Below are 23,477 nucleotides of genomic sequence, written 5' to 3'. Positions count from 1 at the left end.
AACCCACGGGAACCATCAGGACCTTGACCGTACGTCAGAAACGAGGAAGGAAGGCCTCGTACCGGCCGCCGGAGGACAGCGGACCCACCGCGCCCGCGGCCCCGGCCCCTCCCCCGGCTCCGCCCCCGCTGCCGGTGCCCTCGTCGGCGGCGGCGTACGCGCGGATCGTGGCCAGCTGGCCGTAGAGGCCGTCGCCGGGGCAGGCGGTGGCGAAGCCGTCGCGGTGGCCGGAGATCGTGTCGAAGGAGTACGTGTCGCCCTCCACATAGCCGCGCCCGCCCGCCGTCTGCGAGGCGCCGGCGGTCAGGGTGGTCCGGCCGCGCGGGTCGACCCCGTACTGGCCGAGCTTGTACGCGATGATCCGCGCGACCGACGCGAGGGCGGCGCGCGGCGCGCCCTCCCCCGTGTAATCGCCGATCACGGCGACGCCGGTGGTCTGGGCGTTCCAGCCGTAGGTGTGGGCGCCGTGCACGGGCTGGTCGACGCCGCCCTTGCGGCCCTCGTAGATCGTGCCGCACTTGTCGACGAGGAAGTTGTAGCCGATGTCCCGCCAGCCCTCGACGCGCACGTGGTAGTCGAGGATGCCCTGGATGATCGTCGCGGACTGGGCGCAGTCGTACGGGCGGCTGTCGGTGTGGTGGACGAACGCGGCCTTGATCCGGCCGCCGGGCAGGTAGATCGCGGGCTCGGTGACCTCGGACTCGTCGGCGCCCCACTGGGCCCGGGTGACGACCCGGGGGCGGGCGGCGGTGGACCGCGGGCCGGGGTCGCCGGGCGGGGTGGTCGGGGAGTCGTCGGCGGCGGGCCGGCCGCCCGGGTCGCCGTCCCGCCTGGCTCCGCCCTTCCCGCGCTTCCCGCTCCCGCTCTTACTGCTCTTAATGCTCTTACTGCCCTTACTGCCCTTACTGCTCTTACCGATCCCGCTCTTCCCGCTCCCGCCCTTCCCGCCACCGCGCCCTCGGCCGCCGTCGCGCTGGGCGTCGGGGATCCGCGGGTCGACCAGGTTCACCTTGAGGCCGGCGGGCAGCGGCTCCTTCCCGTGGGCGCCGGCCACCCGCGCCTCGACACCGTCGGAGGGGCCGACCCACAGCGGCTCGGTGGAGCCGGGGCCGCCCGGCCGCTCGCCGTCCAGGCCCGCGGGGTGCCGCTCCAGCTCGGTCCAGCCGGACCAGGCGCCGGTCACCAGGTCGCGGGTGCGGACCTCGATCGGGCCCGTGACCCGGGCCCGGGGGTCGGTCCAGGTGACGCCCAGGAGCTGGAACGGCCGGGTGCTCTGGCGGGCGAGGACCGCGTCGCCCCTCCCCCGCTCGGTCAGGCCGAGCGCGCGGATCCCGCCGGTGAGGTCGTGCCCGGGTTCGGCCCCGGGAGCGGTCCCGGGAGCGGCGGCGGCCTCGCCGGCCACTCCGTACGCGGCGGCCTGCGGGGTCAGGACCAGGGCGGCCGCGAGGGCGGCGCCCACCGCCGCACGCCGGACCCGGGCGTCCGTCCCCCGACGCGTCCGCACTCGCGCCGGCCTGCCTCGCGTCCCTCGCGTCCCTCGCGTACGACCCACCGCTGTCACCATGCCTCCACCGCTCGACCGGCCCACGCCTGATGTGCGCGCATGTTACGGGACGTCAGATAGCGGACGAACGGGACGCGAGACGACGCGGGCCCGCCGTCCCACGAAGGGAGGCGGGCCCGGGAGCCGTACGGACGCGGCCGGAACGCGCGAGGCGGCCGCTCAGCCGCGCGGGGCGGCGGAGAGGTTGCGGCGGGCCCGCCCGTGCAGGGCGATGCCGGCCGACACCGAGACGTTGAGCGACTCGGCGGCGGGGTTCATCGGGATGGACACCGACTCGGTGGCGACCCCGGCGAACTCGCCCGACGGGCCGGTCTTCTCGCTGCCGAACACGAGCACGAGCCGCTCGTCGATGCCGTCGAGCTCTCCGATGGACAGCTTGCCGTCCGCCTCGAAGACCACGGGCCGCATCCCGCCGTCACGGAAGAAGGCCAGCGCCTCGTCGCGCGTCGCGAGCACGATCGGCAGGGAGAACACGTAGCCGCGGCTGGCGCGGATGAGCCGGCGGTCCGCGATGGTGCCGAGGCCGCTGTCGACCAGGACGATGCCGGCGGCGCCGAGCGCGAACGCGGTCCGCACGATGGCGCCGATGTTGCCGACGATCTTCACGCCGTCGAGCAGGACGACATCGCCGGAAAGGCTCTCCAGGTCGGCGAAACGGCCGGCCGGCGGAACCTTCGCGATACCGAAGACCTTGGGCTTCTTCTCGGTCTTGAAAACCTGATTCGCGACCGCGGCGGAGAGCAGCCGCACCCGAATTCCGCGCTTTTCGCAGGCGGCGAGCAGATCACCCGGGAACGGCACGGTGTCGAGACCGTAGACCTCGGTGAACTCGACCCCGGCGCGGATGCTCTGCGTCAGGGGCTCGATGTCCTCGATCAGCACCGTTCGCACGACGGACCGGGAATGCTTGGTCACATCGACGATGCGCTGCACCGCGGGGTCGGAACGGTCGACAATAACGTCAAGATTGGCCACGACGCAGACGGTAGCACAGGCAATGTGACCGATTCGGACGCTTTCCGGAGGCCGGGACGGCACCTCGCCCCCGAATTGTTTTCCCGGGGAAACCCGCCATTTCCCATTCCCGCGCGCCCGGGAAATCCGCCCCGCCGGCCGCCGCCGGGTACGACAAAGGGCCCGTACGACCGGAGTCGTACGGGCCCTTCGCGTGATTCGAGCGCTCCTTCGGAGCGACCCGGTCAATCAGCCGTCAGGCAAGCGGACTTACTTGACGATCTTGACGACCTGGCCGGCGCCGACGGTCCGGCCACCCTCACGGATGGCGAACTTGAGGCCCTCCTCCATGGCGACCGGCTGGATCAGCTGGACGTTCATGGAGGTGTTGTCGCCCGGCATGACCATCTCGGTGCCCTCGGGGAGGGTCACGACGCCGGTCACGTCCGTGGTACGGAAGTAGAACTGCGGGCGGTAGTTGTTGAAGAACGGGGTGTGACGGCCACCCTCGTCCTTCGACAGGATGTAGGCCTGGGCCTCGAACTCGGTGTGCGGGGTGACCGAACCGGGCTTGATGATGACCTGGCCGCGCTCGACGTCCTCGCGCTTGATGCCACGGAGGAGCAGACCGACGTTCTCACCGGCCTGGCCCTCGTCGAGCAGCTTGCGGAACATCTCGATGCCGGTGACCGTGGTGGTGGTCTTCTCGGTCTTGATGCCGATGATGTCGACGGTCTCGTTGACCTTGAGGACACCACGCTCGATACGACCGGTGACGACGGTGCCACGACCGGTGATCGTGAAGACGTCCTCGATCGGCATCAGGAACGGCTTGTCGACGTCACGCTCGGGCTGCGGGATCGACTCGTCGACGGCCTTCATGAGGCCGAGGAGCTTCTCGCCCCACTCCTTGTCGCCCTCGAGGGCCTTGAGCGCGGAGACGCGGACGACCGGCAGGTCGTCGCCCGGGAACTCGTACTCGGTGAGGAGCTCACGGACCTCGAGCTCGACGAGCTCCAGGATCTCCTCGTCGTCCACCATGTCGGCCTTGTTCAGGGCGACGACGATGTACGGAACGCCGACCTGGCGGGCCAGGAGCACGTGCTCCTTGGTCTGCGGCATCGGGCCGTCGGTGGCGGCGACCACGAGGATGGCGCCGTCCATCTGGGCAGCACCGGTGATCATGTTCTTGATGTAGTCGGCGTGACCGGGGCAGTCGACGTGCGCGTAGTGACGCGACTCGGTCTGGTACTCGACGTGCGCGATCGAGATCGTGATACCGCGCTGGCGCTCCTCGGGAGCCTTGTCGATCTGGTCGAACGCCGAGGCCTCGTTCAGCTCCGGGTACGCGTCGTGCAGCACCTTGGTAATGGCGGCCGTGAGGGTCGTCTTACCGTGGTCGATGTGACCGATGGTGCCGATGTTGACGTGCGGCTTAGTCCGCTCGAACTTCGCCTTCGCCACTGGGGTCCTCCTGTGGAGTGGTTCTGAACGCCTTGCTTCATCGGCGCCAGGATGATCTTTGCTGGGGTGCCGCCCGCCGGGGATGTTCCCTTCCGGGTCCTTCCCCGGCGGTCGGTGTCAAGCCTAAAGCGTGGAAACGCGGAGCGTTACTCGCCCTTGGCCTTCGCGATGATCTCCTCGGCGACGTTCCGCGGAACCTCGGCGTAGGAGTCGAACTGCATCGAGTAGCTTGCGCGACCCGAGGTCTTGCTGCGGAGGTCTCCGACGTAGCCGAACATCTCCGACAGGGGCACGAGGCCCTTCACGATGCGGGCACCGTGACGCTCCTCCATGGCCTGGATCTGGCCACGGCGGGAGTTGATGTCGCCGACGACCTCGCCCATGTAGTCATCGGGCGTGGTGACCTCGACGGCCATCATCGGCTCGAGGAGCACGGGCGACGCCTTGCGCGCGGCCTCCTTGAAGGCCTGCGAACCGGCGATCTTGAAGGCGAGCTCGGAGGAGTCGACCTCGTGGTAGGCACCGTCGAGCAGGATGACACGGACACCGGTCATCTCGTAGCCCGCCAGGATGCCGAACTGCATGGCCTCCTGCGCGCCCGCGTCCACCGAGGGGATGTACTCCTTGGGGATGCGGCCACCGGTGACCTTGTTCACGAACTCGTACGAGGCCTCGCCGGCCTCGATCGGCTCGATCGCGATCTGCACCTTGGCGAACTGACCGGTACCACCGGTCTGCTTCTTGTGGGTGAAGTCCACGCGCTCGACGGCCTTGCGGATCGTCTCGCGGTACGCGACCTGCGGCTTGCCGACGTTCGCCTCGACCTTGAACTCGCGACGCATACGGTCGACGAGGATGTCGAGGTGAAGCTCGCCCATACCACCGATGATGGTCTGGCCGGTCTCCTCGTCCGAGTGAACCTGGAAGGAGGGGTCCTCCTCCGCGAGACGCTGGATGGCGACACCCAGCTTCTCCTGGTCACCCTTGGACTTGGGCTCGATCGCGACCTGGATGACCGGCGCCGGGAAGTCCATGGACTCCAGGATGACCGGCTTCTTGTCGTCGCACAGCGTCTCACCGGTGGTGGTCTGCTTCAGGCCCATGACGGCGACGATGTCGCCGGCGCCCACCGAGTCGATCTCCTCACGCTTGTTCGCGTGCATACGGTAGATCTTGCCGATGCGCTCCTTCTTGCCCTTCACGGAGTTCAGCACCGCGGTGCCGGCCTCCATGCGGCCCGAGTACACCCGGACGAAGGTGAGCTTGCCGAGGTGCGGGTCGCTCGCGATCTTGAACGCGAGGGCGGCCAGCGGCTCGTCCTCGGACGGCTTGCGCGTGACGACGACCTCGGCGTCCTTGACGTCGTGGCCCTCGATGGCCTCGACGTCGAGCGGCGAGGGGAGGAAGCGCACGACGGCGTCGAGCAGGGGCTGAACGCCCTTGTTCTTGAACGCGGTGCCACAGAACACCGGGGTGACCGTGGTCGACTCGGCGGAACCCGAGGCGATCGTGATGCGACGGACGGCCGCGTAGAGCTGCTCCTCGGTGGGCTCGGTGCCCTCGAGGAAGAGCTCCATGAGCTCGTCGTCGTTCTCGGCGACACCCTCGAGCAGCTTGCCGCGGTACTCCTCGGCGAGCTCCTGCATGTCGGCCGGGATGTCGACGATGTCGTACATCTCGCCCTTGCTCGCGTCGGCGGACCAGACGAGAGCCTTCATGCGGACGAGGTCGACGACGCCCTGGAAGTCGGCCTCGGCACCGATCGGGAGCTGCATGACGATCGGGGTCGCGCCGAGGCGCTCGTCGATCATGCCCACGCAGCGCAGGAAGTCGGCACCGGTGCGGTCGAGCTTGTTGACGAAGCAGATACGCGGAACGCCGTAGCGGTCCGCCTGACGCCAGACGGTCTCGGACTGGGGCTCGACGCCGGCCACGCCGTCGAACACGGTGACAGCACCGTCGAGCACGCGCAGCGAACGCTCCACCTCGACGGTGAAGTCGACGTGACCCGGCGTGTCGATGATGTTGATCGTGTGATCGACGTCCTCGAGCGGCCAGTGGCAGGTGGTGGCAGCAGACGTGATCGTGATGCCACGCTCCTGCTCCTGCTCCATCCAGTCCATCGTGGCGGCGCCGTCGTGGACCTCACCGATCTTGTACGAAACGCCGGTGTAGAACAGGATCCGCTCGGTGGTGGTCGTCTTGCCCGCGTCGATGTGGGCCATGATGCCGATGTTGCGCACCTTGGCCAGGTCAAGCGAAGTGGTAGCCATAAGGCTTCAGTCTTCTCTCGGTCTCGATGTGGGTTGCGACTACCAGCGGTAGTGCGCGAAGGCCTTGTTGGACTCGGCCATCTTGTGCGTGTCCTCGCGCTTCTTGACCGCAGCACCGAGGCCGTTCGAGGCGTCGAGGAGCTCGTTCATGAGGCGCTCGGTCATGGTCTTCTCGCGACGGGCGCGGGAGTAACCGACCAGCCAGCGCAGCGCGAGGGTGGAGGCACGACCCGGCTTGACCTCGATCGGCACCTGGTAGGTGGCGCCACCGACACGGCGGGACTTGACCTCGAGGGACGGCTTGACGTTCTCGAGAGCGCGCTTCAGCGTGATGACCGGGTCCTGGCCGGTCTTCTCACGAAGACCCTCCATGGCGCCGTACACGATGCGCTCGGCGGTGGAACGCTTGCCGTCCAGCAGGATCTTGTTGATCAGCGAGGTGACAAGAGGAGAGCTGTAGACCGGGTCGATGATGACCGGGCGCTTCGGGGCGGGGCCCTTACGAGGCATTCTTACTTCTCCTTCTTGGCGCCGTAACGGCTGCGAGCCTGCTTGCGGTTCTTGACACCCTGGGTGTCAAGCGAACCGCGGATGATCTTGTAACGAACACCCGGCAGGTCCTTCACACGGCCACCACGCACGAGCACGATGGAGTGCTCCTGCAGGTTGTGTCCCTCACCCGGGATGTAGGCCGTGACCTCGATACCGGAGGTCAGACGCACACGCGCGACCTTACGGAGGGCCGAGTTCGGCTTCTTCGGGGTGGTCGTGAACACACGCGTGCAGACGCCGCGGCGCTGAGGGGAACCCTCGAGTGCGGGCGTCTTGTTCTTCTCGACCTTGTCCTGCCGGCCCTTCCGGACCAGCTGCTGGATCGTAGGCACTACTTCTCCGGTTTCTGTGTGCCGTTCGTCAAACTAACCTGGAACGTCACCGACCCACGCGGTCGGGTGTGTCGAATCACGCGGACCCCCGCCGAGGGCGGAAAGGTGCGGATCACGGTGGCCGGTCTCGGAACCTTGTGTGCGGTTGAGGACACGCACACGGCTCCGGGCACACCCCAGGCACAAGGCATGAGCGTACCTACCGCATGGACTCCGGTCAAAACAAATGCCCACGCGGGCGGCCCCCCGCGCCACTGGCCGAAACGACGGCCCCGAACAGGCCCGGGGAGAGCCTTCCCGAGAGGGCCCGTACGGGCCTGGAGGGGTCCGTACGGGCCCCGGGGCGGGGCGAGGGCGGCGGATCCCCTGGGAGGCGCCACCGGAGCGGGAGGCTCCGGGGCGGCGATCCGGGTCCGGCGCGGTCCCGGCCGGGTCCCGTCGGGTGCCGCCGGGCACCTCCCGGCCTCGCGGATCGGTCCTGGGCCGCCTCGCGGATCGGTCCTGGGCGGTGCGGGTCAGTCCTGGGCGGCGCGGCGGGCGTCGGCCCCGTCCACCTCCGGGTCGAGGAACTGGTTGACGACCTTGACGAAGACGCCCATCCGCTCGTCGGGAACGCCGAGCCAGCGCGCGAAGTCCTCCATGGTCGGCTGCCAGTCGCCCGGCGGCAGCAGATCCGCGGCGAGCGGCAGCTCCTCCGGGGTCACCCGCCCGGACCGGATGAGCATGTCGCGGACCGACACCCCGAGAAGCGGGGCGATCCTGCGCATGGTCTCCAGGTCGGGCATGCTCTGCCGCTGCAGCAGCCGGGTCACGGCGGCGCGGTGCACGCCGGCCTCGTCGGCGATGCGCGACTTCCCGCCACCCCGGGGGCTGTCGATGTCGTAGCCGCGCGCTCGCATCAGACCCTCGACCCAGGCCGCGAACTCGTCGAGCCCTTGAGTGCTCATGTGTCCTGCTCCCTCACTCCCCCACCCTTCGGGCCCCTTACTTTAGCGTGCTTGCGCGCACAGAATTACGTGCTTTCGAGCACGCAATCGTGACGAACCAGTGAAGAAATCCGGAAGAGCGTCAGGTAGGGCACAAGCGGGGCGAGCCGGAGTGCGCCCGAAGTTGGTTGCGCGCTCGCACGCAACGTGTCTAGTGTGCTCCGCGCCGCACTCGTCGGCCTCCCGCCTCCCGGCCCCCGGCCCCTGGCGGAGGCCCCGGACCGTGGAGAACCTCCTTGCAGCAGCCCGACACCTCCCCCTGGCAGGCCACCGCCGCGTGCGCCGGCCTCTCCCCGACCGTCGTCTTCTCCCGGCGCGGCACCGAGGCGGCCCCGGCCCTGCGGGCCTGCGCCGTCTGCCCCGTGAGCCGGGAGTGCGAGGCGACCGTCGCCCCCGCCGAGAGCTGGTTCGACGGCGTCTGCGCGGGCCGCCTGTGGCGCAACGGGCGGCCGGTGCGGCCCCGCCGCCGGCGCGGCGAGCCGGCCGAGACGCCCGCCGGCCCCGCCCCGAGCCCGCTCGCCACCGCGGGAGGCGGCCGTGGCTGAGCGACGACCCGAGACCACTGCGGGAGACGGCGTGGCCGAGCGACCCGAAATCACTGCTGGACGCGGTGTGGCTGAGCGACGCCCCGAGACCGACGCGGCGCCGAGCGGACCGCCGGCCTCCGAGCGGGTGATGCGGGACCTCGCACTGTGGGCCGCCTCCCTCGTACGCCAGTTCCCCGAGCTCGCCGAGGAGCTCGCGCCCGGCCGCCGCGGCCCCGCCCCGGCCGTGTCCACCGCCCCGCGCCCCGGACAGGACGAGCTGATCCGCGCCGAGCGGCGCGAGGCGCTGCTGCTGGAGCAGCGGCACGGCCTGGTCGTCCCCGGACACGGCGCCGCGCCCATCCGGCTGCACGTCTCCGACGCCATCCGCGACATCACCGACGGCGTGGTGGAGCTGGAGGAGGCGGTGTGCGCGCGGCTCGGACGGCCCAGGCCGCGCCGGGCGGCGGTCGTCGAACGGCTGCGCCGGATCGTCGGTCTGCGGGACGCGGTGGCCGCGCACCCCGTACTGGCCCGGCACGTACGGGACGAGATCCGCCGCATGGCCCGCCGGTGCGCCCGGACGCTGGGCGACGCGGAGACGATCGTGCGGGTGGCGGGGCGCTGCCCGTGGTGCGACTCGGTGTCGCTGCGGGCCTTCCCGGACCGGCGGGCGGTGCTGTGCGTGAACCCGGCCTGCCTGTGTACGGACGCGGCGTGCGGCTGCCAGGACGACCCGGCCTACCGGCACCTGTGGCCCGAGGAACGGTGGGCGGAGCTGGCGGACGCGTCGGGGGCCCGTACCGACGAGATCGAGGCGGCGATGGACGACACGAAGGAGACCTCATGCTGAGTCCGACCGCGCTTTCCCGGCCGACCGCCGTGCCCGCCCTGATCCCGGGCCCGCTGGCCGCCGAGGAGGCGGGGGTCGCCCCGGCGACCATCCGGAAGTGGGTCCAGCTCGGCCACCTGCGGGCGGCGGGGAAGGCCGGCCGGGCGCAGCTGTTCCGCCTGGAGGACGTCTTCGCGGCGGAACGCGCGGTGCGCGGTCGGCCCGGTCCCCGTACCCGTACCGCCTGAGCTCGACGAACACACGCACGACGAAGCGCCCCACGTCTCGGACGAGAACGAGACGTGGGGCGCTTCGTCGTCATGCCGCGAGGAACGCGTGCAGCGACTCCGTGAGGTCGGCGACGAAACGATCCCGCACGGGCTCCGGCACCCGGTCCAGGGAGAGATACGGGTTGAGGTCCTCCAGCTCGACGAGGAGGAGCCCGCCGTCCCGGGTCCGGCAGGCGTCGACGCGCTGGACGCCGTGGTCGAGGGTGTTCCAGTCGACGAAGCGGCGGGCGAAGCGCACGTCGTCCTCGGTGGCCTCGTACGGCTCCAGGACCCAGCGCTGCCCGGGGTCGGGGGCGTACAGCGCGTACTGGAAGCGGTCGTCCACGAAGTAGAAGGACACCTCGTGGACGAAGTCGACGCGGGGCTGGACGAGGAGCGCGCCGCCGCCCCCGCGGTCGGAGCCGTCGCGCGGGTCGGGTACGTCGAGCTCGTCGAGTCCGGCCAGTTCCCCGTACGGCAGGAAGCGCAGCCCGATGGAGTCGGCGCCGGCCTTGGGCTTGACCGCGTACGTCTCGGCGGCGGGCAGCCGGTCCAGGTGCGCGGAGCGGTCGACGGTGGGGATGACCGGGTAGCCGGCGGCGGTGAGGTCGAGCAGGTACTGCTTGCCGGCCATGTCGCCGCGCCCGTGCACGGGGTTGTAGACGCGGACGCCGCGCGCGGCCGCCTCGGCGCGGAAGGCGTCGTGGGCGTCCTGGTAGTGCAGGACGGGGCCGCTGTTGCGGACGATCACGGCGTCGAAGCCGTCCATGAGGGCGGCGGCGTCGCGCGGGTGGCACAGGGCGAGGTCGAAGTCGGCGCGGAGGCGGGCGGTGAGGCCGATGTCCTCGTCGCAGTAGCGCCGGCCGCGGGCCGGGTAGGCGAGGTCGGTGACGAACAGCAGGCGCGGGCGGCCGGCGCTACGGGCGGCGGAGACGGAGGGGGCGGTGGGGGCGGTGGGGGCGGAGGCGGCGGGGGCGGGCGATATGGCGGGCACGGGCGGCTCCTGGGTCGGCGCGACGGATGACGGTCGCCGGGCGGGCGGCCCACTATCCGGCCTCTGAGCTGGGCTTTCAAGGCCCGGGCGGGGATCGCGGCGATCACTCGGGAGGCCACTTTCCCCAATTAGTTGCGTGCGCGCACGCTCCCTGTCACAGTTGGTGCAGCGGCGGAGCTGCGCCCGCAGGACGGGCGGCGGCTTCGCCGTTCGCCGTCCGGGCGCCGCTCCGCGCCCTCGCCCCTCCCCCGCGTCGAGCGCCCCGGGCGGCACCCCGTACCGCCCCTTCCCTCCCCCTCTCCGAGGAGCAGTCATGACCACTCCCCCGAGTGCGTTCCCGGACGTCGAGAAGCTGGTCGTCGACGTCCTCAAGGCCGACCCGGCGCTGGCCGGCGCCACGGTCGCCGTCCAGGCGCCCGCCGGTTTCGACGGCACGCAGAACGCCGTCCTGGTCAACCGCCGCGGCGGCGCCTGGATCGGCGACCTGCACCTGGACAAGCCGCTGATCGAGTTCGAGGTGTACGGCCCGACGAAGAGCGCGGCCCACGTCCTCGCCAACGCGGCCCGCAAGGCCCTGCTCGACAAGCTGGGCCAGCGGATCGGCGCCAATCTCGTCCAGGACGCGGAGGAGATGGACGGCCCGCGCTGGATGCCCGACTACCTCTACCGGGGCGCCCACCGCTACCTGTGCGTCATCCAGCTCGCTCTGACCGTCGCCCCGTAGCCCCGTAGCCCCAGAGCCCCGTAGCCCCGTGGATCGCGGAGCCGCGCAGCTTGTAGCTCGTGGCTCCGTAGCCGCCTCGCCGGCGCGGCCGCCGCCCGCGGCAGGCCGTACGGCGCGCACCACCCCACAGACCAGGCCTCGCCGGCCCCTCCGGCGGGGCCTTCGCCGTACCCGGAGCCGCCCTGGCATCCGGGGCGGCTCGCCCTCTCACCCAAGGAGAAACCCCACCATGGCAGGAAACAACGCCGCCGAGATCCGCGTCGCCGGAACCGGCAAGCTCTACGTGGCCAAGGTCGGCACCAAGGTCCCCGCCTTCGGCACCGGCATCCCCTCCGCCGACTGGACGGACTGGACCGACCTCGGCCTCACCACCGGCGACGGCGTCACCTTCTCCAAGAAGGACAAGCTGGAGGCCGTCGACTCCTGGCAGTCGGTCTCCCCGGTGCACTACGTCTACTCCGCCCGTGACCTCTCGCTGAAGTTCAGCATGCTCCAGTTCAACGAGGAGACGCTGCCGTTCTTCATGGGCGGCGGCGCGGTCGAGCAGTCGCCGACCGGGTCGACCGGCACGTACAAGTACGAGATCGCCGAGCGTCCGTACGTGGACGTCCGCGCCCTCGGCCTGGAGTTCACCGACCTCCCGGCCGGCAGCTCCACCCCGGTCACGTACCGCTTCATCATCCCGCGCGGCCAGGTGACCGCCTCCGACGACATCAAGCTGGCCCGCAAGGCGGCGTCCACCCTGGGCATCACCTTCAGCGCCATGTCGAACGGTGACGGCGCGCCGCTGGCCACCTTCCTCATGAAGGACGGCCAGTACGCCGCGAGCTGACCCCTTCCCGGGCGGGGGCGGGGCGGCGACCGTCGTGCCGCCCCCGCCCGGGGCCCGCACCACCCGTACCAGCGGCACCACCCGCACCAGTGGCACCACCCTCTCCTCTCTTCACGCACGCACCTCACGCACTCGGACACAGGAGTACGCACCCATGGCCCGTTTCGACGTCAACGCCGCTCGCGCCCAGCGCCAGGAGGCCTCCGGCCGCAACTGGAGCTTCGAACTGGACGGCGAGACCTACACCCTCCCCACCGAGCTCTCCCGCGCGACCGCGAAGGCGCTGCGCAAGCTCGACGACAACGACGTGGACGGGCTGCTCGAACTCCTGATGGGCGAGGCGCAGTTCGTCCGCTTCGAGCAGCACGACATCACCATGCAGGACGTCGCCGCCATCCTGGAGGCCTACGGCAAGGAGACCGGGCTCGGCCTGGGGGAAGACTGAGCCTCGTCGAGTTCGTCGACGAACACGCCGAGGCACTCGAGGCGGACCTGCTCCGTCACTACGGCACCGACCTGCTCGACTGGCACCGCGGCACGCTGTCCAGCCGGCGCCTGTCGGTGCTGATCAAGAACCTGCCGAACGACAGCGCCGTGCTGCGGGAGCTGCACGGCGAGTCGGCAGACTGGTCGGTCGGCGACCATCTGCTGGCGGCGGCGGTGGACCATCTGGCCGTCGCCAACTGGATGTTCGCCTGCGTCAACACCGGCGAGGACGACGACCCGCCGGAGCCGCCGCAGCCGGTGCCGCGTCCAGGGACGGGCTCCGGCTCGGACGGGGACACGGACGCGGACGACGAAGCCGAGAGCGGCAAGGGTGAGGCCGAAGCCGGCGCGACCGCCTCGTCGGCGACCACCGGCGGGGCGGTCACGCCCGTCGCCCTCGCCCGTTTCTTCGGCTGAACCGCACCCCCGGAGCCCGTTCCCATCAGGGAGCGGGCTCCGGGGGCACTTCCTGCGCTCGCTCCTCCAGGGCCCTGGCCCGGTCGGAGAGCCGGCGCCCCCTGCCGCCCGCGCGTCCGTCCGGTTCGCCGGCCTCGGCCTCGCGGCGGTCGGCGCCGGCCTGCCCGGGCACGCTGTCGAGCGGCGGCACGATCGGCCGCCCGCCCTTGCCGCGCATCACTTTCCGTACCGGCTGGGGAGGGGAGCGGCGGGCCCGGCTCTCCTGGGCGGTGACCCGCGCCTCGGGCTCCGGCCCGGGGCCGGGGCCGGAACTGGCTTCTGGCTCGGCCTCCGGTACGGAGTCGCCCTCGGCGCGCCGTTCGAACATCTCGCGCTCCCGGCGGACCCGCTCCTCGGCGCGCAGGACGGCGGCGGGCGGTTCGAGCAGCCGGGCGAAGGGCAGGGTGATGACCCGGGCGCCGTCGGGGTTGTCGGCGTTATCGGCGTTGCCGGCACGCCGCTGCGGCTGCCGGATGCCCCGCGCGTCGGCCTGGCCCTGCGCGTACGCGTCGGCGACACGCTTCTCGTACTCGCGGCGGATCCGGGGCAGTTCGTCCGACACGGCCTCGGCCCAGCCGGCGGTGAAGGCGGCGGCCTCCCGCCGGTCGATCTCGCCGCGCGGCAGGACGACGAGGTCCTCAGGGGCGTACCCGGCGACATGGACGAGCTCGGCGACACGGGCGAAGAGATGAGGCAGGTCCGGATGGGCTTCGAGCCAGTCGATGACCTGTTCCCGCCGGCCGGCGCCCGGCTCCGATTCCATGCGTCCGCACTGCCTTCCAACCCCCTGGGGTCCCCACGCGCCCCTCGCGCCCCTCGCCCCCCGACTGTGTCAGGTCCAGGGAACGCGCCCTCCAGACTACCTGGGTCGAACACAGGCCGTGATCGAGGTTCAACCCCTCTGGAACGGCCCTCGTCAGACGCCCTGTCAGGCGTTTCATGCTCGACAAATCTCGAACCCTTACTCGACAATGCTTCGCACGCACGTTCGATTTTCGGAAGGCAGGGCACCATGACGTCTCAGACCGGGGGAAGTCGCTCGGGGAACACGCTCCACGACCGCGTCGACGCGTTGCTCCGCGGTCCCGGCCCCCTCGACAAGCGCGCGCTGCTCGCCACCCTCGACGCCGAGATCGAGGCTCGCGAGATCCACGCGTACACGGCCGGCTGGAACGATGCCCTGGCCGAGGCCCGCCGCAAGCGGGCCTGACCCACAATTCCGCGGGCGAGCCTGAGCGCCTCCTTCCGCCTGCCGCCGCCCCTCCGCACGGAACCGGCCCCTATGGTGGGACGACCGCGACTGGACACCCTGGCCGTCCCACCGCCCGAACGCCTCGCGGACCCCGACGCCGGCGACGCCGGGCGTCACCACTCCGGTCCGTTCGCGCGCGATCAGGAGATCCACGGTTCATCAGAACCGCGCCATTTCCCCGTGGTCGAGTTCACCGTCCCGGGCAGCACCACGATCACGGTCGAGGCCAGGACGGGAACCTCGGACTCGGCGGGCCTTCGCCCGGGGACAAGCATCGGCATCGTCTACGACCGCCGGAAACCGGAGGTCGTCGTCATCGACTCCCTCGATCCCGGGTTCACGTCGTTCGGCACCATCGCCGCCATCCTCGTCCGTGCGATCGCGGCGGCCTGCGCCGTCACCGAACTCGCGCTCGAAATCACCGCCTGAGGCGACCGGCTTCAGGCTCCACGCGACCGGCCCCGACAGCCGAACCGCTCTTCCTCAGTACGAGCCCCTGCCGAAGCTCTTCCGGCAGGGGCTTTCAGCGCTTGGCCGCACTCGGCCAGAAGCGGAGCGAACCCATGCACCCAGCAGAGCCGTCAGGAGGAGAGGCGACACTCAACTCCCTCTCCGCTCAGGTCAGCCAGACCAACAGCACCGTCAACGAGATCAAGAGCAAGCTCGAAGGCGACATCTCCTCGAAGATCGCCGACATCCACAAGGAGGCCACCAAGGCCCCCGTCACGGAGTGGCTGGAGGCCGCCGGACTGGGCGGCGTCGCGGCCGGCGTCGAGAAGATCAAGGAGGGCGAGGGCTTCAAGGTCTTCGCCCCGTACTTCGCCTCGGCCCTCTCGGGCCTTCTGATCCCCGCCATCGGCCTCCTGATGCTGGCCAACTTCAGGAACTTCCAGCGGTTGCTCCAGGGCGGGATCCTGAACGGCGTCTCCAGGATCACCGGCGGCCGTTTCGCCCGTAACCAGATCCTGGCGATGAACGACAACGGGACCTTCCCCCGCCTCCAGGACCGTGACCAGGTCCGAACCCGCGAGGAATCCGCCGGCGGCCTGGGCTCCCTGGCCAACCCGCCGGCCGCGTCGACGCTCCAGCCGCTGCGCGACGCCCTCGCCGACCTCAACCCGAAGATCGGGGAGTTCAACCGCGAGGTCCGGGAACTGCCGAACGCGCGAAGCCTCGCCAAGACGGCAGACAGCATCGAGAGGATCAAGGCCGCCGTCACCGGCGTCGACGCCTCCAAGATCACCCAGACCGCGAGTGCGCTGAATCAGTTCGATCCGGGCAAGATCCCGGACCCTCGCAAGCTCGACAAGGTCAACAAGGCCATGAACCAGGCCGACCCCAACAAGATGCAGCAGGTGGCGAAGGCCGGAGGCAAGCTCGTCGGCGCTCAGCGGCACCTCGACCCCGAGCGCTGGCGGCAACTCCCCAAGGCCGCCACCCTCTCCTCCGCCGCCAAATCCGCCGAGCGGCTGGCCAAGGCGGGCGGTCAGGTCGCCCAGGCGTTCAACAGCCTCAAGAACGCGGCCCGCGACGCCGCCGCCGCGATCTGACCCATCCCACCCCCGGAAGGAGGTAACCCATGTCTCTCACCAGTTCCGTGAAGAAGGCGTCCGACACCCTGCGCAATCTCAAGACCCAGGCGTCCGGCGCCGCCGCCGACGTCAGGAAGGTCGGGGACGCCGGGAACTCGGCGTCCGGTCAGCTGAAGAACCTCAAGAGCAACGCGCAGACCTCCAGCACCCAGCTCAAGAGCCTGAAGACCGCCTCGGACAACGCCGAGAAGGCGATGACCAAGGCCGGCAGGACCGGCGAGTCGGCCGGCACCAAGCTCGGGAAGTACGAGACGGGCGCGGGCAAGGCGTCCAAGGGCCAGGACAAGCTCAACAAGTCGATGAAGGGCAATCTGCTCGCCCGGCTGCTCGAACTGTTCATGCCGCTCATCGAGAAGGTCGTCGAGATGGCGACCCGGTCGAAGACGATGCAGAACGTCATCAAGAAGGCGTTCGACGCGATCAAGGTCGTGATCAGCGCCGTCATGAAGGCCATCGGGCCGATCATGAAGAAGGCCGGCGACCTGATCAAGACCGTCTGGAACGGCATCAAGTCGGCCGTCTCCACCGTGGTCAAGGCGGTCGCGACCGTCATCAAGACCTACGTGAACATCTGGAAGACCGTCATCACCACGGTCATGAAGGCGATCAAGACGGTCATCAGCACCGTCTGGAACGGCATCAAGTCCGTGATCACCCCGGTGATCAACTGGGTCAAGAGCGCCATCCCGAGCGCCTTCCAGGCCGTCAAGGACAAGATGTCCTCCATCTGGAACGGCCTGAAGGACATCGCGTCCCGGGCGTTCAACGGCATCAAGAGCGGCGTCTCCGGCCCGATCAACGCCGTCATCGGCCTGATCAACCGGATGATCGGCGCCCTGAACCGGGTCAAGGTCAGCGTCCCCGGCTGGGTGCCGCTCGTCGGCGGCAAGACCTTCGGCGTCAGCATCCCGACCATCCCGATGCTCGCCACCGGTGGTGTCGTCATGCCCCGCAACGGCGGTGTCCCGGCGATCCTCGCCGAGGCCGGCGAGGCCGAGGCCGTGCTCCCGCTCTCCAAGCTGGACCGGCTGCTCGCCGTCACCGCCCGCCGCGCCCGGATGCAGGCGCAGATGCAGGCGGGCCAGGGCATGGGCGCCGGGCTGCACATCGAGCACTACCACGCGTCCAAGGGCAGCGACCCGCAGTCCACCGCCGACGCGCTGATGTACCTGGCGAAGGCACGCGGATGAGTGCCGCCGCCGCTTTCCGCAACCCGTTCCAGGGTGTCGAACCGGTCCTGTCGACGCTGCGGCGCGGTCTCGGGGACGCGAGCGGCGCGCTGACGCGGATCAAGGACGACGCACGGCGGGCTTCCGGCGGTATGGACAAGCTCGTCGACGGACTGCGTACGGCCGCCTCGTCCGTACGGGCCGTCGGCCGTGACGCGTCCGGCGCCGCCGGCCCCGTCCGCCGGATTCAGCGGTCCAAGGCGGCGAACGGGTTCCGGAAGCTCGGGACCGTGGCGGGCAAGGCGGGCGTCGTGGCCGGGCTGCTCGCCGGGCCGGCCCTCGGCATGCTGCTGGACCTGCTGCTCCCGCTGCTGCCTTTCGCGGACACCATCACCAAGCTCATGAGCACGTACGGCACGGTGATGGAGGTCGCGTCGGTCGCCATGACCGGCGTCAACCTGGCGATGAAGAGCAGCCCGCTCGGCTTCCTCGCCGGCATCCTGGTCCCGGTCGCCGCCTGGCTCATCGAGTACGCCGTGAACACCGAGACCGGTCAGCGCGTCATCAGGCAGGTCTTCCAGCAGGCCCTCAAGGGCTTCCAGTCCGTCTGGAAGTTCCTCCAGCCGGTGATCAAGCTGCTCGGCACCGTCATCGGGACGTACTTCAAGGGCTACCTCACCGTGGTCACGACCGTCCTGAAGGTCCTCGTCACCGCGATCGACGGCCTCACCCACGCCCGCTCCACCGTCACCTCCGCCGTCAACGCCCTGCGCGGCATCGCGTCGCGCACCATCGGCGGCATCAAGAGCGTGATCCATCCCCTCCTCTCCCTCTTCACGGACAAGATCCCCGGCTTCTTCCGGCACGCCAAGGACGCCGCGGGCAAGGCCCTGAACGGCATGGGCGAGCTGGTCAAGGGCGGGCTGAACGCGGTGCTCGGGGTGGTGAAGGGGCCGATCAGCGGGCTGGTCGCGTTCGCCAACTGGATCATCGACGGGCTCAACAAGCTCAGCTTCAACCTTCTCGGCAAGCACTTCGGCGTCGACATCCCCAAGCTGCCGATGCTCGCCGACGGCGGTGTCGTCTTCCCCGGCGCCGCCGACGCCCCGCGCATCGATCCGCTGGCCGTCCTGGAGAGCCGGCGCGTCCCGGCGATCACCGAGGCGCCCCGGCCGCCGCACCGGATCCGGGACTTCCACGAGGACCCGGGGGCCGGCCCCCGGTCGACCGCCGAGGACCTGCTGTTCCTCGCCGGCGCCCGCTGCTGACACCCACCTGGCCGCCCGGCCGCCCGGCACCGCCGGCACCCACCGCCGACGCCCACCCGGCACCTCTGCGTCTCGCCCGGCACCCCCGCGCCCCCGCGTCCCGCCCCGCCCCGCCCCGCCCCGCGCCGCGCCGACCACCACCCACCCGCCCTCAGAAGTGAGGTGACGGCCCCATGGCCGAGAACACCCCCGGCTACGCCGGAAACAGTTACACCGCCGACCTCGCCCCTGGCTCGCTCATCACCCAGGACGGGCAGATGCAGTGGGCCGGCCTGCTCATCGGCCCCGGCACCCCCTTCGCCGTGGACCGCTCGGGTCTGTCCGGCTGGGAGGACCTGCCCGAGTACGACTCCTCCGACGCCGACCGGCCCACCTCGCACGGCGCCTGGCCGGGCTCGCGCTACGCCAAGCCGCGCAAGGTCGGCGGCACGATCGTCCTGATGCCCGAGTTCGACGGCGTCCCCGAGGCCCTGCGCGCGCTGCGCCAGTCGCTCGCCCTCCTGGACGAGGAGCGCTGGCTGACCGTACGGCTGCACGGCGAGCTGCTCGCCGTACGCGCCCGGATCGCCCAGCGCGTGGTGCCGGCCGACCAGGGCTTCGCCACCCAGGGCAGCTCGCGCATGTCGATCCAGTGGCTGGCCTCCGACCCGCGCCGCTACGTCGTCTACGAGCAGTCCGCGTCCACCACCGCCCCGCAGCCGGAGACCGGCCTGAACTGGCCGCTGGCCTGGCCGCTGGACTGGGGCCGGGCCCAGTCCACCGGCGACGCCGTCGCCGAGAACACCGGTTCCGCGGCCACCCACCCGGTGATCGTCTTCCGCGGCCCGTGCTCCATGCCGACGGTCACCGAGCGGGTCAGCAAGCGCCGGCTGCGGTACGCGATCGACCTGGCCGCCGGCGACGAGCTGGTCGTCGACACCGCCGCGGGCACGGTCACCCTCAACAACACCGCGTCCCGCCGCCACACCGCGATGGCGGACTCCAGCCCGGAGGAGCTGTTCCTGCTCGAACCGGGCCGTACGGAGCTGGCGTTCCGGCCCGACGGTGCCACCCCCGACGCGCTGATGACGGTGCGCTGGCGCAGCGCCGAGTGGTGACCGGGGCACCCGGTGCGCCGAAGTCCCCTTCCCCATCCGACCGTTGAGGTGACCACATGACCGTACGGGCCGCCTGGCTCCAGTCCTCCGGCCAGACCCGCGAGGACACCCGGATCGCGCTGTCCGCGCTGCTCACGCCCAACGGGCAGAGCGCCTCCGAGACCCCGCTGCGGTCCCGCCCCGGCATCGTGCCGGGCGGGCTCGCGCTGACCGGCTCCGGCGCGATGAGCTGTGTGATCGGCACCGGCCGGGCCGTCGTCCAGGGCAACGACACCGCCCAGGGCGCGTACATGCTCGCGGTGACCGCCCCCGAGACGCTCACGCTCGCGGACGGCGACCCGCAGTACGGCCGGATCGACCTGGTCGAGCTGGCCGTCCTCGACGACACGTACGACAAGAGCGGCCGGACCGAGGCGGTGATCCGGCTGGTCAAGGGCCTGCCCTCGGCCACCCCGGCGGCGCCGGTGTCCGGCCCCGGCAGCGCCTTCCCGCTGTACACGATCGCGGTGCCCGCGGGCACCTCGGCCGGTACCGGGGGCATCGCCTGGCAGACCGCCGTCACGACGATGCACTACCCGATGACGGCGCTCGGCGGGATCATGCCGACCAGCGGTTTCAAGGGCGCGTACGTCGGCCAGTACCGCGACGTCTCCGGTCTGCTGCAGCGCTGGGACGGCTCGACCTGGATCTCGTACCCGAAGCCGATCGGCGGCATCGCCCCGCACGGGGCCGCGACGACCGGCTCGTACACCGGCCAGTACCGCGACAACGCCGGCATCCTCCAGCGCTGGGACGGCGCGGCCTGGCAGTACGCCGAGGGCAAGGCCACGATCCTGTTCAGCGCCTCGCAGACCACGATGCAGAGCGTGCCGGCGAGCACCTGGACGCCGATCACCCTCAACTACGTCGACATCGACGACTTCACCGGCTGGAACGGCACCGACAGCTTCGTCGTCCCGCGCACCGGCTGGTGGCGGGTGACCGGCCGGGTCACCTGGAACGGCGACGCGACGACCGGCGTACGCGGCGCCCGGATCGTCGTCGGCGGTGTCGGCGTGCCCCGGCTGACCTGGATCGGTCCGGCGTCGACCGGCGCCGTCACCGTGGGCGGCGAGGGCCTGCTCAAGCTCACCGCGGGCAACGTGGTGCAGCTCTCCGGCTACCACAACCACACCGCGGCGGTCCGCACGCTCGGCGGCTCCGGCTACTACAGCAACCTGTCCGCGCAGTGGATCAGGTCCTGAGCCGCCCCCTCGCCCCGCCTCACGCCCCTCACCCCGCCTCGCCCCGCAGCCACCCCCTCCCCTCCCTCCTCACCTGGAGAACTCCATGAATCTGCGCAGCAGTTGGGTCGCCGAGAAAGGCCAGACCCGCGAGGACACCCGGCTCACCCAGACGCCGACGACCATGATCAACCCGGTCCAGGTCCGCTCCGGGATCATCCCCGGCTCGTACGACGGCCAGTACCGGCTGGCCGGCTTCTGGATGACCGGCGCCTCCGCCATGACGGCGACCGTCTCCGAGGGCCGCGCCGTCATCCAGGGCGACATCTCCCAGGGCGTCTACCCGGTCACCCTGCCCGCCTCCGAGCAGGTCACCTTCTCCACCGGCGACGCCCAGTACGGCCGCGTCGACCTGGTCACCCTGCGGATCTACGACCACCTCTACGACGGCAGCAACCTCAACGAGGCGCGGATCGAGGTCATCCAGGGCCTGCCGGCCCCGACCCCGAAGGCCGCGGCCGTCCCGCCGCGCTGCCTGCCGCTTTACGAGGTGCTGGTCCCGGCCGCCGCGAGCGCGGGCAACGGCGGCATCCCCTGGAACACGTCCCTGAAGGACCTGCGCACGCCGGTCGTCGCGGTCGGCGGCATCCTGCCGGTCGAGAACGCGGTGCTGCCGGGCGCCCACCCGGGCCAGTACCAGGACACGGCGAACAACCAGTTCCAGCGCTGGGACGGCGGCAAGTGGGTCGCGTACCCGGAGGCGGTCGGCGGCGTGGTCCCGAGCTCGGCCTCGACCGCGCAGGGCAGTTACGTCGGCCAGTACCGGGACGGCACCAACGGCGAGCTGCAGCGCTGGAACGGCAGCGCGTGGGCGGCGGCGTTCCGCGGGCCGTACTACAACGACTTCAGCGACGCGGGCAACACCAAGTCGACCGCGTACACCCCGACGCTGCTCGGCACGACCAGGACCCCGTTCACGGTGACCTTCACCGCCCCGGCGTCGAAGGCCGTGGTCGTGAACTTCGGTACCCGGATGCGTTCGAACAAGGACACGTACGCGTACATGGCGCTCCAGCTCACCCAGGGCGCGACGGTCGTCCAGGACCCGAACGACGACTACGCGGCGGTCGCCGCCGCCGACAACTTCGTCTCGGTGGCGACCCACCGTCGCCTGTCGGGGCTGACGCCGGGCGCCACCTACACGCTGACCGCCTGCTTCCGGGTCTACACCGCCACCGTCAGCGCCGAGTTCGACAACGTCTTCATCCGCGTCGACGCCCAGTACTGACCCGGCCTCAAGGCCACCGGCCACCCGCCACCGGTCCGCACCGAGAGCAGGTCCCGGCCCCGGCCCGACCGGACGGTCCCGACCCCCGGCCTCACGCCCCGGGTCCCGACCGTCCGGTCCCCGCCGCTCCCCGCCAGTGCCCGGCCCTCGTCCTCTCCCCCGGCCGACCGCCCTTCCCAGGAGACTCCAGGAGATCCCCATGCCCGTACGCTCCGGCTGGCTGCTGCCCACCGGTCAGACCCGACAGCACACCCGTATCACCGACATCGGCGCCACCACCCCCGTCAACCCGCTGGGCGTCCGGTCCGGCATCCTGCCCGGCTCGTACGACGGGAAGTACCGGGTCAGCGGCCTGTCGGTGGCCGCCGCCGGCCCGATGACGGCCATCGTCTCCCACGGCAGGGCCGTCATCCAGGGCACCACCACCGAAGGCGCCTACCCGGTCGCCCTCGACGAGGACCTCACGCTCACCTTCGCCGACGGCGACGCGCTCAACGCGCGCGTCGACCTCGTCGTGCTCCGCGTCTACGACAACGACACCGACACGCCCGGCAGGTACGAGGCCGGCATCGAGATCGTCAAGGGCGCCCCGGCGGCCGCGCCGGTCGCCCCTGCCGCCCCGGCCCGCTCGCTGGCCCTGGTGGCGGTGAAGGTGAAGGCGGGAGCGTCGGCCGGCACCGGCGGCATCGACTGGACCGCCACGGGCACCCTCACCGACCTCCGTGCGACGACCGTCGCGTCCGGCGGCATCCTCCCCGTCTACAACAACGGCGGCGTGCCGGGCGCCTACCCGGGCCAGTACCAGGACAACGACAACGCCCACTCCCTCCAGCGCTGGGACGGCGCCGCCTGGATCCCGTACCCGAAGGAGATCGGCGGCATCGCGCCCAGCGGCACGGTCACCGCCGGCAGCTACCCGGGCCAGTACCGGGACTACAACGGCGGGCAGCTCCAGCGCTGGAACGGCACCGCCTGGGCGGCCTACCAGCCGCCGGTGGAGAACGAGACCACCACCAGCGGCGCGACCGCCCTCACCGGCTGGACGCTGAACTACTTCACCGCCCGGCGCACCAAGAGCGGTCTGTGCAGCATGAGCGTCAGCGTCACCCGCAACGGCGCCAAGATCCCCATCGACACCACCGGCCACCTCCCCGACGAGTCGCTGCTCACGCTGCCCGCGGGCTGGCGCCCGGCGATCGACATGGAGGCCGTCGCCTCCGACGGCTACGGATCGGGCGCGGCGCTCGTCCACACCAACGGCCAGATCGAACTGCGCACATGGAGCACGGGCGGCTCCTTGGAAGCCAACCGCAACATCCGCGTCTCCGCCACCTACGTCCTGTAAG

25 protein-coding genes are annotated in these 23,477 nt (G+C 71.0%); 16 read left to right on the top strand and 9 right to left on the bottom strand.

Annotation, left to right across the window (positions count from 1 at the left end; all coding sequences use genetic code 11):
- Window positions 1-34: 34 nt before the first annotated feature.
- The 7 genes from ABZ693_RS02920 to ABZ693_RS02890 form a co-directional block, all read right to left on the bottom strand.
- Window positions 35-1,459, bottom strand: a complete 1,425-nt coding sequence (locus tag ABZ693_RS02920) for a peptidoglycan recognition protein family protein (protein ID WP_359872657.1) — start codon at window positions 1,457-1,459, stop codon at window positions 35-37.
- 264 nt (window positions 1,460-1,723) lie between these two features.
- Window positions 1,724-2,539 (bottom strand): NshR/TsnR family 23S rRNA methyltransferase, encoded by an 816-nt coding sequence (gene nshR / locus ABZ693_RS02915; RefSeq protein ID WP_359872655.1) that lies wholly within the window; start codon window positions 2,537-2,539, stop codon window positions 1,724-1,726.
- Between the two features lie 249 nt (window positions 2,540-2,788).
- Window positions 2,789-3,982 (bottom strand): elongation factor Tu, encoded by a 1,194-nt coding sequence (tuf, locus tag ABZ693_RS02910; RefSeq protein ID WP_359872653.1) that lies wholly within the window; start codon window positions 3,980-3,982, stop codon window positions 2,789-2,791.
- 146 nt (window positions 3,983-4,128) lie between these two features.
- Window positions 4,129-6,255 carry an elongation factor G gene (gene fusA / locus ABZ693_RS02905; protein ID WP_359872651.1) on the bottom strand — a complete coding sequence of 709 codons (2,127 nt, stop codon included), beginning with the start codon at window positions 6,253-6,255 and terminating at the stop codon, window positions 4,129-4,131.
- 39 nt (window positions 6,256-6,294) lie between these two features.
- Window positions 6,295-6,765, bottom strand: coding sequence for a 30S ribosomal protein S7 (rpsG, locus tag ABZ693_RS02900; RefSeq protein WP_359872649.1), 471 nt, complete (start codon window positions 6,763-6,765; stop codon window positions 6,295-6,297).
- A 2-nt stretch (window positions 6,766-6,767) separates the two neighbouring features.
- On the bottom strand, window positions 6,768-7,139 hold the full coding sequence (gene rpsL / locus ABZ693_RS02895) for a 30S ribosomal protein S12 (protein ID WP_003948652.1): 372 nt from the start codon (window positions 7,137-7,139) through the stop codon (window positions 6,768-6,770).
- A gap of 515 nt (window positions 7,140-7,654) precedes the next feature.
- Window positions 7,655-8,086 (bottom strand): helix-turn-helix domain-containing protein, encoded by a 432-nt coding sequence (locus ABZ693_RS02890; protein ID WP_359872647.1) that lies wholly within the window; start codon window positions 8,084-8,086, stop codon window positions 7,655-7,657.
- A gap of 275 nt (window positions 8,087-8,361) precedes the next feature.
- Between ABZ693_RS02890 and ABZ693_RS02885 the strand changes: the two genes are divergently transcribed.
- The 3 genes from ABZ693_RS02885 to ABZ693_RS02875 all read left to right on the top strand — a co-directional run bounded on the left by ABZ693_RS02885 (window position 8,362) and on the right by ABZ693_RS02875 (window position 9,729).
- Window positions 8,362-8,670: a WhiB family transcriptional regulator gene (locus ABZ693_RS02885; protein ID WP_359872644.1), complete on the top strand. Its 309-nt coding sequence runs from the start codon at window positions 8,362-8,364 to the stop codon at window positions 8,668-8,670.
- A 130-nt stretch (window positions 8,671-8,800) separates the two neighbouring features.
- Entirely contained in the window at window positions 8,801-9,502 is a 702-nt protein-coding gene (locus ABZ693_RS02880; protein ID WP_359872907.1) for a hypothetical protein, read from the top strand.
- Window positions 9,496-9,729 carry a MerR family transcriptional regulator gene (locus ABZ693_RS02875; RefSeq protein ID WP_359872642.1) on the top strand — a complete coding sequence of 78 codons (234 nt, stop codon included), beginning with the start codon at window positions 9,496-9,498 and terminating at the stop codon, window positions 9,727-9,729. The genes ABZ693_RS02880 and ABZ693_RS02875 overlap by 7 nt, the downstream gene beginning before the upstream one ends.
- Window positions 9,730-9,799: 70 nt before the next feature.
- On the opposite strand, the gene ABZ693_RS02870 is transcribed toward ABZ693_RS02875, so the two are convergent.
- Complete coding sequence (locus tag ABZ693_RS02870; protein WP_359872905.1) at window positions 9,800-10,648, bottom strand: ATP-grasp domain-containing protein; 849 nt, start codon at window positions 10,646-10,648, stop codon at window positions 9,800-9,802.
- Window positions 10,649-11,057: 409 nt separating this feature from the next.
- Between ABZ693_RS02870 and ABZ693_RS02865 the strand changes: the two genes are divergently transcribed.
- The 4 genes from ABZ693_RS02865 to ABZ693_RS02850 all read left to right on the top strand — a co-directional run bounded on the left by ABZ693_RS02865 (window position 11,058) and on the right by ABZ693_RS02850 (window position 13,203).
- Window positions 11,058-11,468, top strand: coding sequence for a phage tail termination protein (locus ABZ693_RS02865; protein WP_359872640.1), 411 nt, complete (start codon window positions 11,058-11,060; stop codon window positions 11,466-11,468).
- 229 nt (window positions 11,469-11,697) lie between these two features.
- Window positions 11,698-12,300 carry a phage tail tube protein gene (locus ABZ693_RS02860; protein ID WP_359872638.1) on the top strand — a complete coding sequence of 201 codons (603 nt, stop codon included), beginning with the start codon at window positions 11,698-11,700 and terminating at the stop codon, window positions 12,298-12,300.
- A 154-nt stretch (window positions 12,301-12,454) separates the two neighbouring features.
- A complete protein-coding gene (locus tag ABZ693_RS02855) occupies window positions 12,455-12,745 on the top strand; it encodes a hypothetical protein (protein WP_359872636.1) in 291 nt (96 codons plus the stop codon).
- Window positions 12,746-12,861: 116 nt separating this feature from the next.
- Window positions 12,862-13,203, top strand: coding sequence for a hypothetical protein (locus ABZ693_RS02850; protein ID WP_435842327.1), 342 nt, complete (start codon window positions 12,862-12,864; stop codon window positions 13,201-13,203).
- A gap of 25 nt (window positions 13,204-13,228) precedes the next feature.
- Here ABZ693_RS02850 and ABZ693_RS02845 read toward each other — a convergent pair whose 3' ends face one another.
- Window positions 13,229-14,005 (bottom strand): hypothetical protein, encoded by a 777-nt coding sequence (locus ABZ693_RS02845; protein ID WP_359872634.1) that lies wholly within the window; start codon window positions 14,003-14,005, stop codon window positions 13,229-13,231.
- A 249-nt stretch (window positions 14,006-14,254) separates the two neighbouring features.
- Between ABZ693_RS02845 and ABZ693_RS02840 the strand changes: the two genes are divergently transcribed.
- The 9 genes from ABZ693_RS02840 to ABZ693_RS02800 all read left to right on the top strand — a co-directional run bounded on the left by ABZ693_RS02840 (window position 14,255) and on the right by ABZ693_RS02800 (window position 23,476).
- Window positions 14,255-14,452 (top strand): hypothetical protein, encoded by a 198-nt coding sequence (locus tag ABZ693_RS02840; RefSeq protein ID WP_359872632.1) that lies wholly within the window; start codon window positions 14,255-14,257, stop codon window positions 14,450-14,452.
- A 72-nt stretch (window positions 14,453-14,524) separates the two neighbouring features.
- A complete protein-coding gene (locus ABZ693_RS02835) occupies window positions 14,525-14,923 on the top strand; it encodes a DUF3592 domain-containing protein (RefSeq protein ID WP_359872630.1) in 399 nt (132 codons plus the stop codon).
- Between the two features lie 134 nt (window positions 14,924-15,057).
- Complete coding sequence (locus ABZ693_RS02830; protein WP_359872629.1) at window positions 15,058-16,044, top strand: hypothetical protein; 987 nt, start codon at window positions 15,058-15,060, stop codon at window positions 16,042-16,044.
- A 29-nt stretch (window positions 16,045-16,073) separates the two neighbouring features.
- Window positions 16,074-17,276: a phage tail protein gene (locus ABZ693_RS02825; RefSeq protein WP_359872627.1), complete on the top strand. Its 1,203-nt coding sequence runs from the start codon at window positions 16,074-16,076 to the stop codon at window positions 17,274-17,276.
- The gene (locus tag ABZ693_RS02820) at window positions 17,273-18,523 is read left to right on the top strand and encodes a tape-measure protein (RefSeq protein WP_359872625.1); all 1,251 of its coding nucleotides are present in this window, start codon (window positions 17,273-17,275) and stop codon (window positions 18,521-18,523) included. Before ABZ693_RS02825 ends, ABZ693_RS02820 begins: the two co-directional genes overlap by 4 nt.
- 173 nt (window positions 18,524-18,696) lie before the next feature.
- The gene (locus tag ABZ693_RS02815) at window positions 18,697-19,620 is read left to right on the top strand and encodes a phage distal tail protein (protein ID WP_359872623.1); all 924 of its coding nucleotides are present in this window, start codon (window positions 18,697-18,699) and stop codon (window positions 19,618-19,620) included.
- Between the two features lie 56 nt (window positions 19,621-19,676).
- On the top strand, window positions 19,677-20,864 hold the full coding sequence (locus ABZ693_RS02810) for a hypothetical protein (RefSeq protein WP_359872621.1): 1,188 nt from the start codon (window positions 19,677-19,679) through the stop codon (window positions 20,862-20,864).
- 85 nt (window positions 20,865-20,949) lie between these two features.
- Window positions 20,950-22,131, top strand: coding sequence for a hypothetical protein (locus ABZ693_RS02805; RefSeq protein WP_359872619.1), 1,182 nt, complete (start codon window positions 20,950-20,952; stop codon window positions 22,129-22,131).
- A gap of 199 nt (window positions 22,132-22,330) precedes the next feature.
- On the top strand, window positions 22,331-23,476 hold the full coding sequence (locus ABZ693_RS02800) for a hypothetical protein (protein ID WP_359872617.1): 1,146 nt from the start codon (window positions 22,331-22,333) through the stop codon (window positions 23,474-23,476).
- Window position 23,477 lies beyond the last annotated feature (1 nt).

The sequence above is a fragment of the Streptomyces laurentii genome (genome assembly GCF_040635425.1).
GTDB lineage: Bacteria > Actinomycetota > Actinomycetes > Streptomycetales > Streptomycetaceae > Streptomyces > Streptomyces laurentii.
The sequence above is the reverse complement of the archived record's forward strand: the minus strand, read 5'-3'. Positions and strand labels throughout refer to the sequence as shown.

What these genes read in the sequence shown, in the direction of transcription:
- fusA (WP_359872651.1), bottom strand. Translation starts at nt 6,255, where the DNA reads ATGGCTACCACTTCGCTTGACCTGGCCAAGGTGCGCAACATCGGCATC.
- rpsG (WP_359872649.1), bottom strand. Translation starts at nt 6,765, where the DNA reads ATGCCTCGTAAGGGCCCCGCCCCGAAGCGCCCGGTCATCATCGACCCG.
- ABZ693_RS02890 (WP_359872647.1), bottom strand. Translation starts at nt 8,086, where the DNA reads ATGAGCACTCAAGGGCTCGACGAGTTCGCGGCCTGGGTCGAGGGTCTG.
- ABZ693_RS02880 (WP_359872907.1), top strand. Translation starts at nt 8,801, where the DNA reads ATGCGGGACCTCGCACTGTGGGCCGCCTCCCTCGTACGCCAGTTCCCC.
- ABZ693_RS02875 (WP_359872642.1), top strand. Translation starts at nt 9,496, where the DNA reads ATGCTGAGTCCGACCGCGCTTTCCCGGCCGACCGCCGTGCCCGCCCTG.
- ABZ693_RS02865 (WP_359872640.1), top strand. Translation starts at nt 11,058, where the DNA reads ATGACCACTCCCCCGAGTGCGTTCCCGGACGTCGAGAAGCTGGTCGTC.
- ABZ693_RS02860 (WP_359872638.1), top strand. Translation starts at nt 11,698, where the DNA reads ATGGCAGGAAACAACGCCGCCGAGATCCGCGTCGCCGGAACCGGCAAG.
- ABZ693_RS02855 (WP_359872636.1), top strand. Translation starts at nt 12,455, where the DNA reads ATGGCCCGTTTCGACGTCAACGCCGCTCGCGCCCAGCGCCAGGAGGCC.
- ABZ693_RS02845 (WP_359872634.1), bottom strand. Translation starts at nt 14,005, where the DNA reads ATGGAATCGGAGCCGGGCGCCGGCCGGCGGGAACAGGTCATCGACTGG.
- ABZ693_RS02840 (WP_359872632.1), top strand. Translation starts at nt 14,255, where the DNA reads ATGACGTCTCAGACCGGGGGAAGTCGCTCGGGGAACACGCTCCACGAC.
- ABZ693_RS02835 (WP_359872630.1), top strand. Translation starts at nt 14,525, where the DNA reads ATGGTGGGACGACCGCGACTGGACACCCTGGCCGTCCCACCGCCCGAA.
- ABZ693_RS02830 (WP_359872629.1), top strand. Translation starts at nt 15,058, where the DNA reads ATGCACCCAGCAGAGCCGTCAGGAGGAGAGGCGACACTCAACTCCCTC.
- ABZ693_RS02825 (WP_359872627.1), top strand. Translation starts at nt 16,074, where the DNA reads ATGTCTCTCACCAGTTCCGTGAAGAAGGCGTCCGACACCCTGCGCAAT.
- ABZ693_RS02820 (WP_359872625.1), top strand. Translation starts at nt 17,273, where the DNA reads ATGAGTGCCGCCGCCGCTTTCCGCAACCCGTTCCAGGGTGTCGAACCG.
- ABZ693_RS02815 (WP_359872623.1), top strand. Translation starts at nt 18,697, where the DNA reads ATGGCCGAGAACACCCCCGGCTACGCCGGAAACAGTTACACCGCCGAC.
- ABZ693_RS02810 (WP_359872621.1), top strand. Translation starts at nt 19,677, where the DNA reads ATGACCGTACGGGCCGCCTGGCTCCAGTCCTCCGGCCAGACCCGCGAG.
- ABZ693_RS02805 (WP_359872619.1), top strand. Translation starts at nt 20,950, where the DNA reads ATGAATCTGCGCAGCAGTTGGGTCGCCGAGAAAGGCCAGACCCGCGAG.
- ABZ693_RS02800 (WP_359872617.1), top strand. Translation starts at nt 22,331, where the DNA reads ATGCCCGTACGCTCCGGCTGGCTGCTGCCCACCGGTCAGACCCGACAG.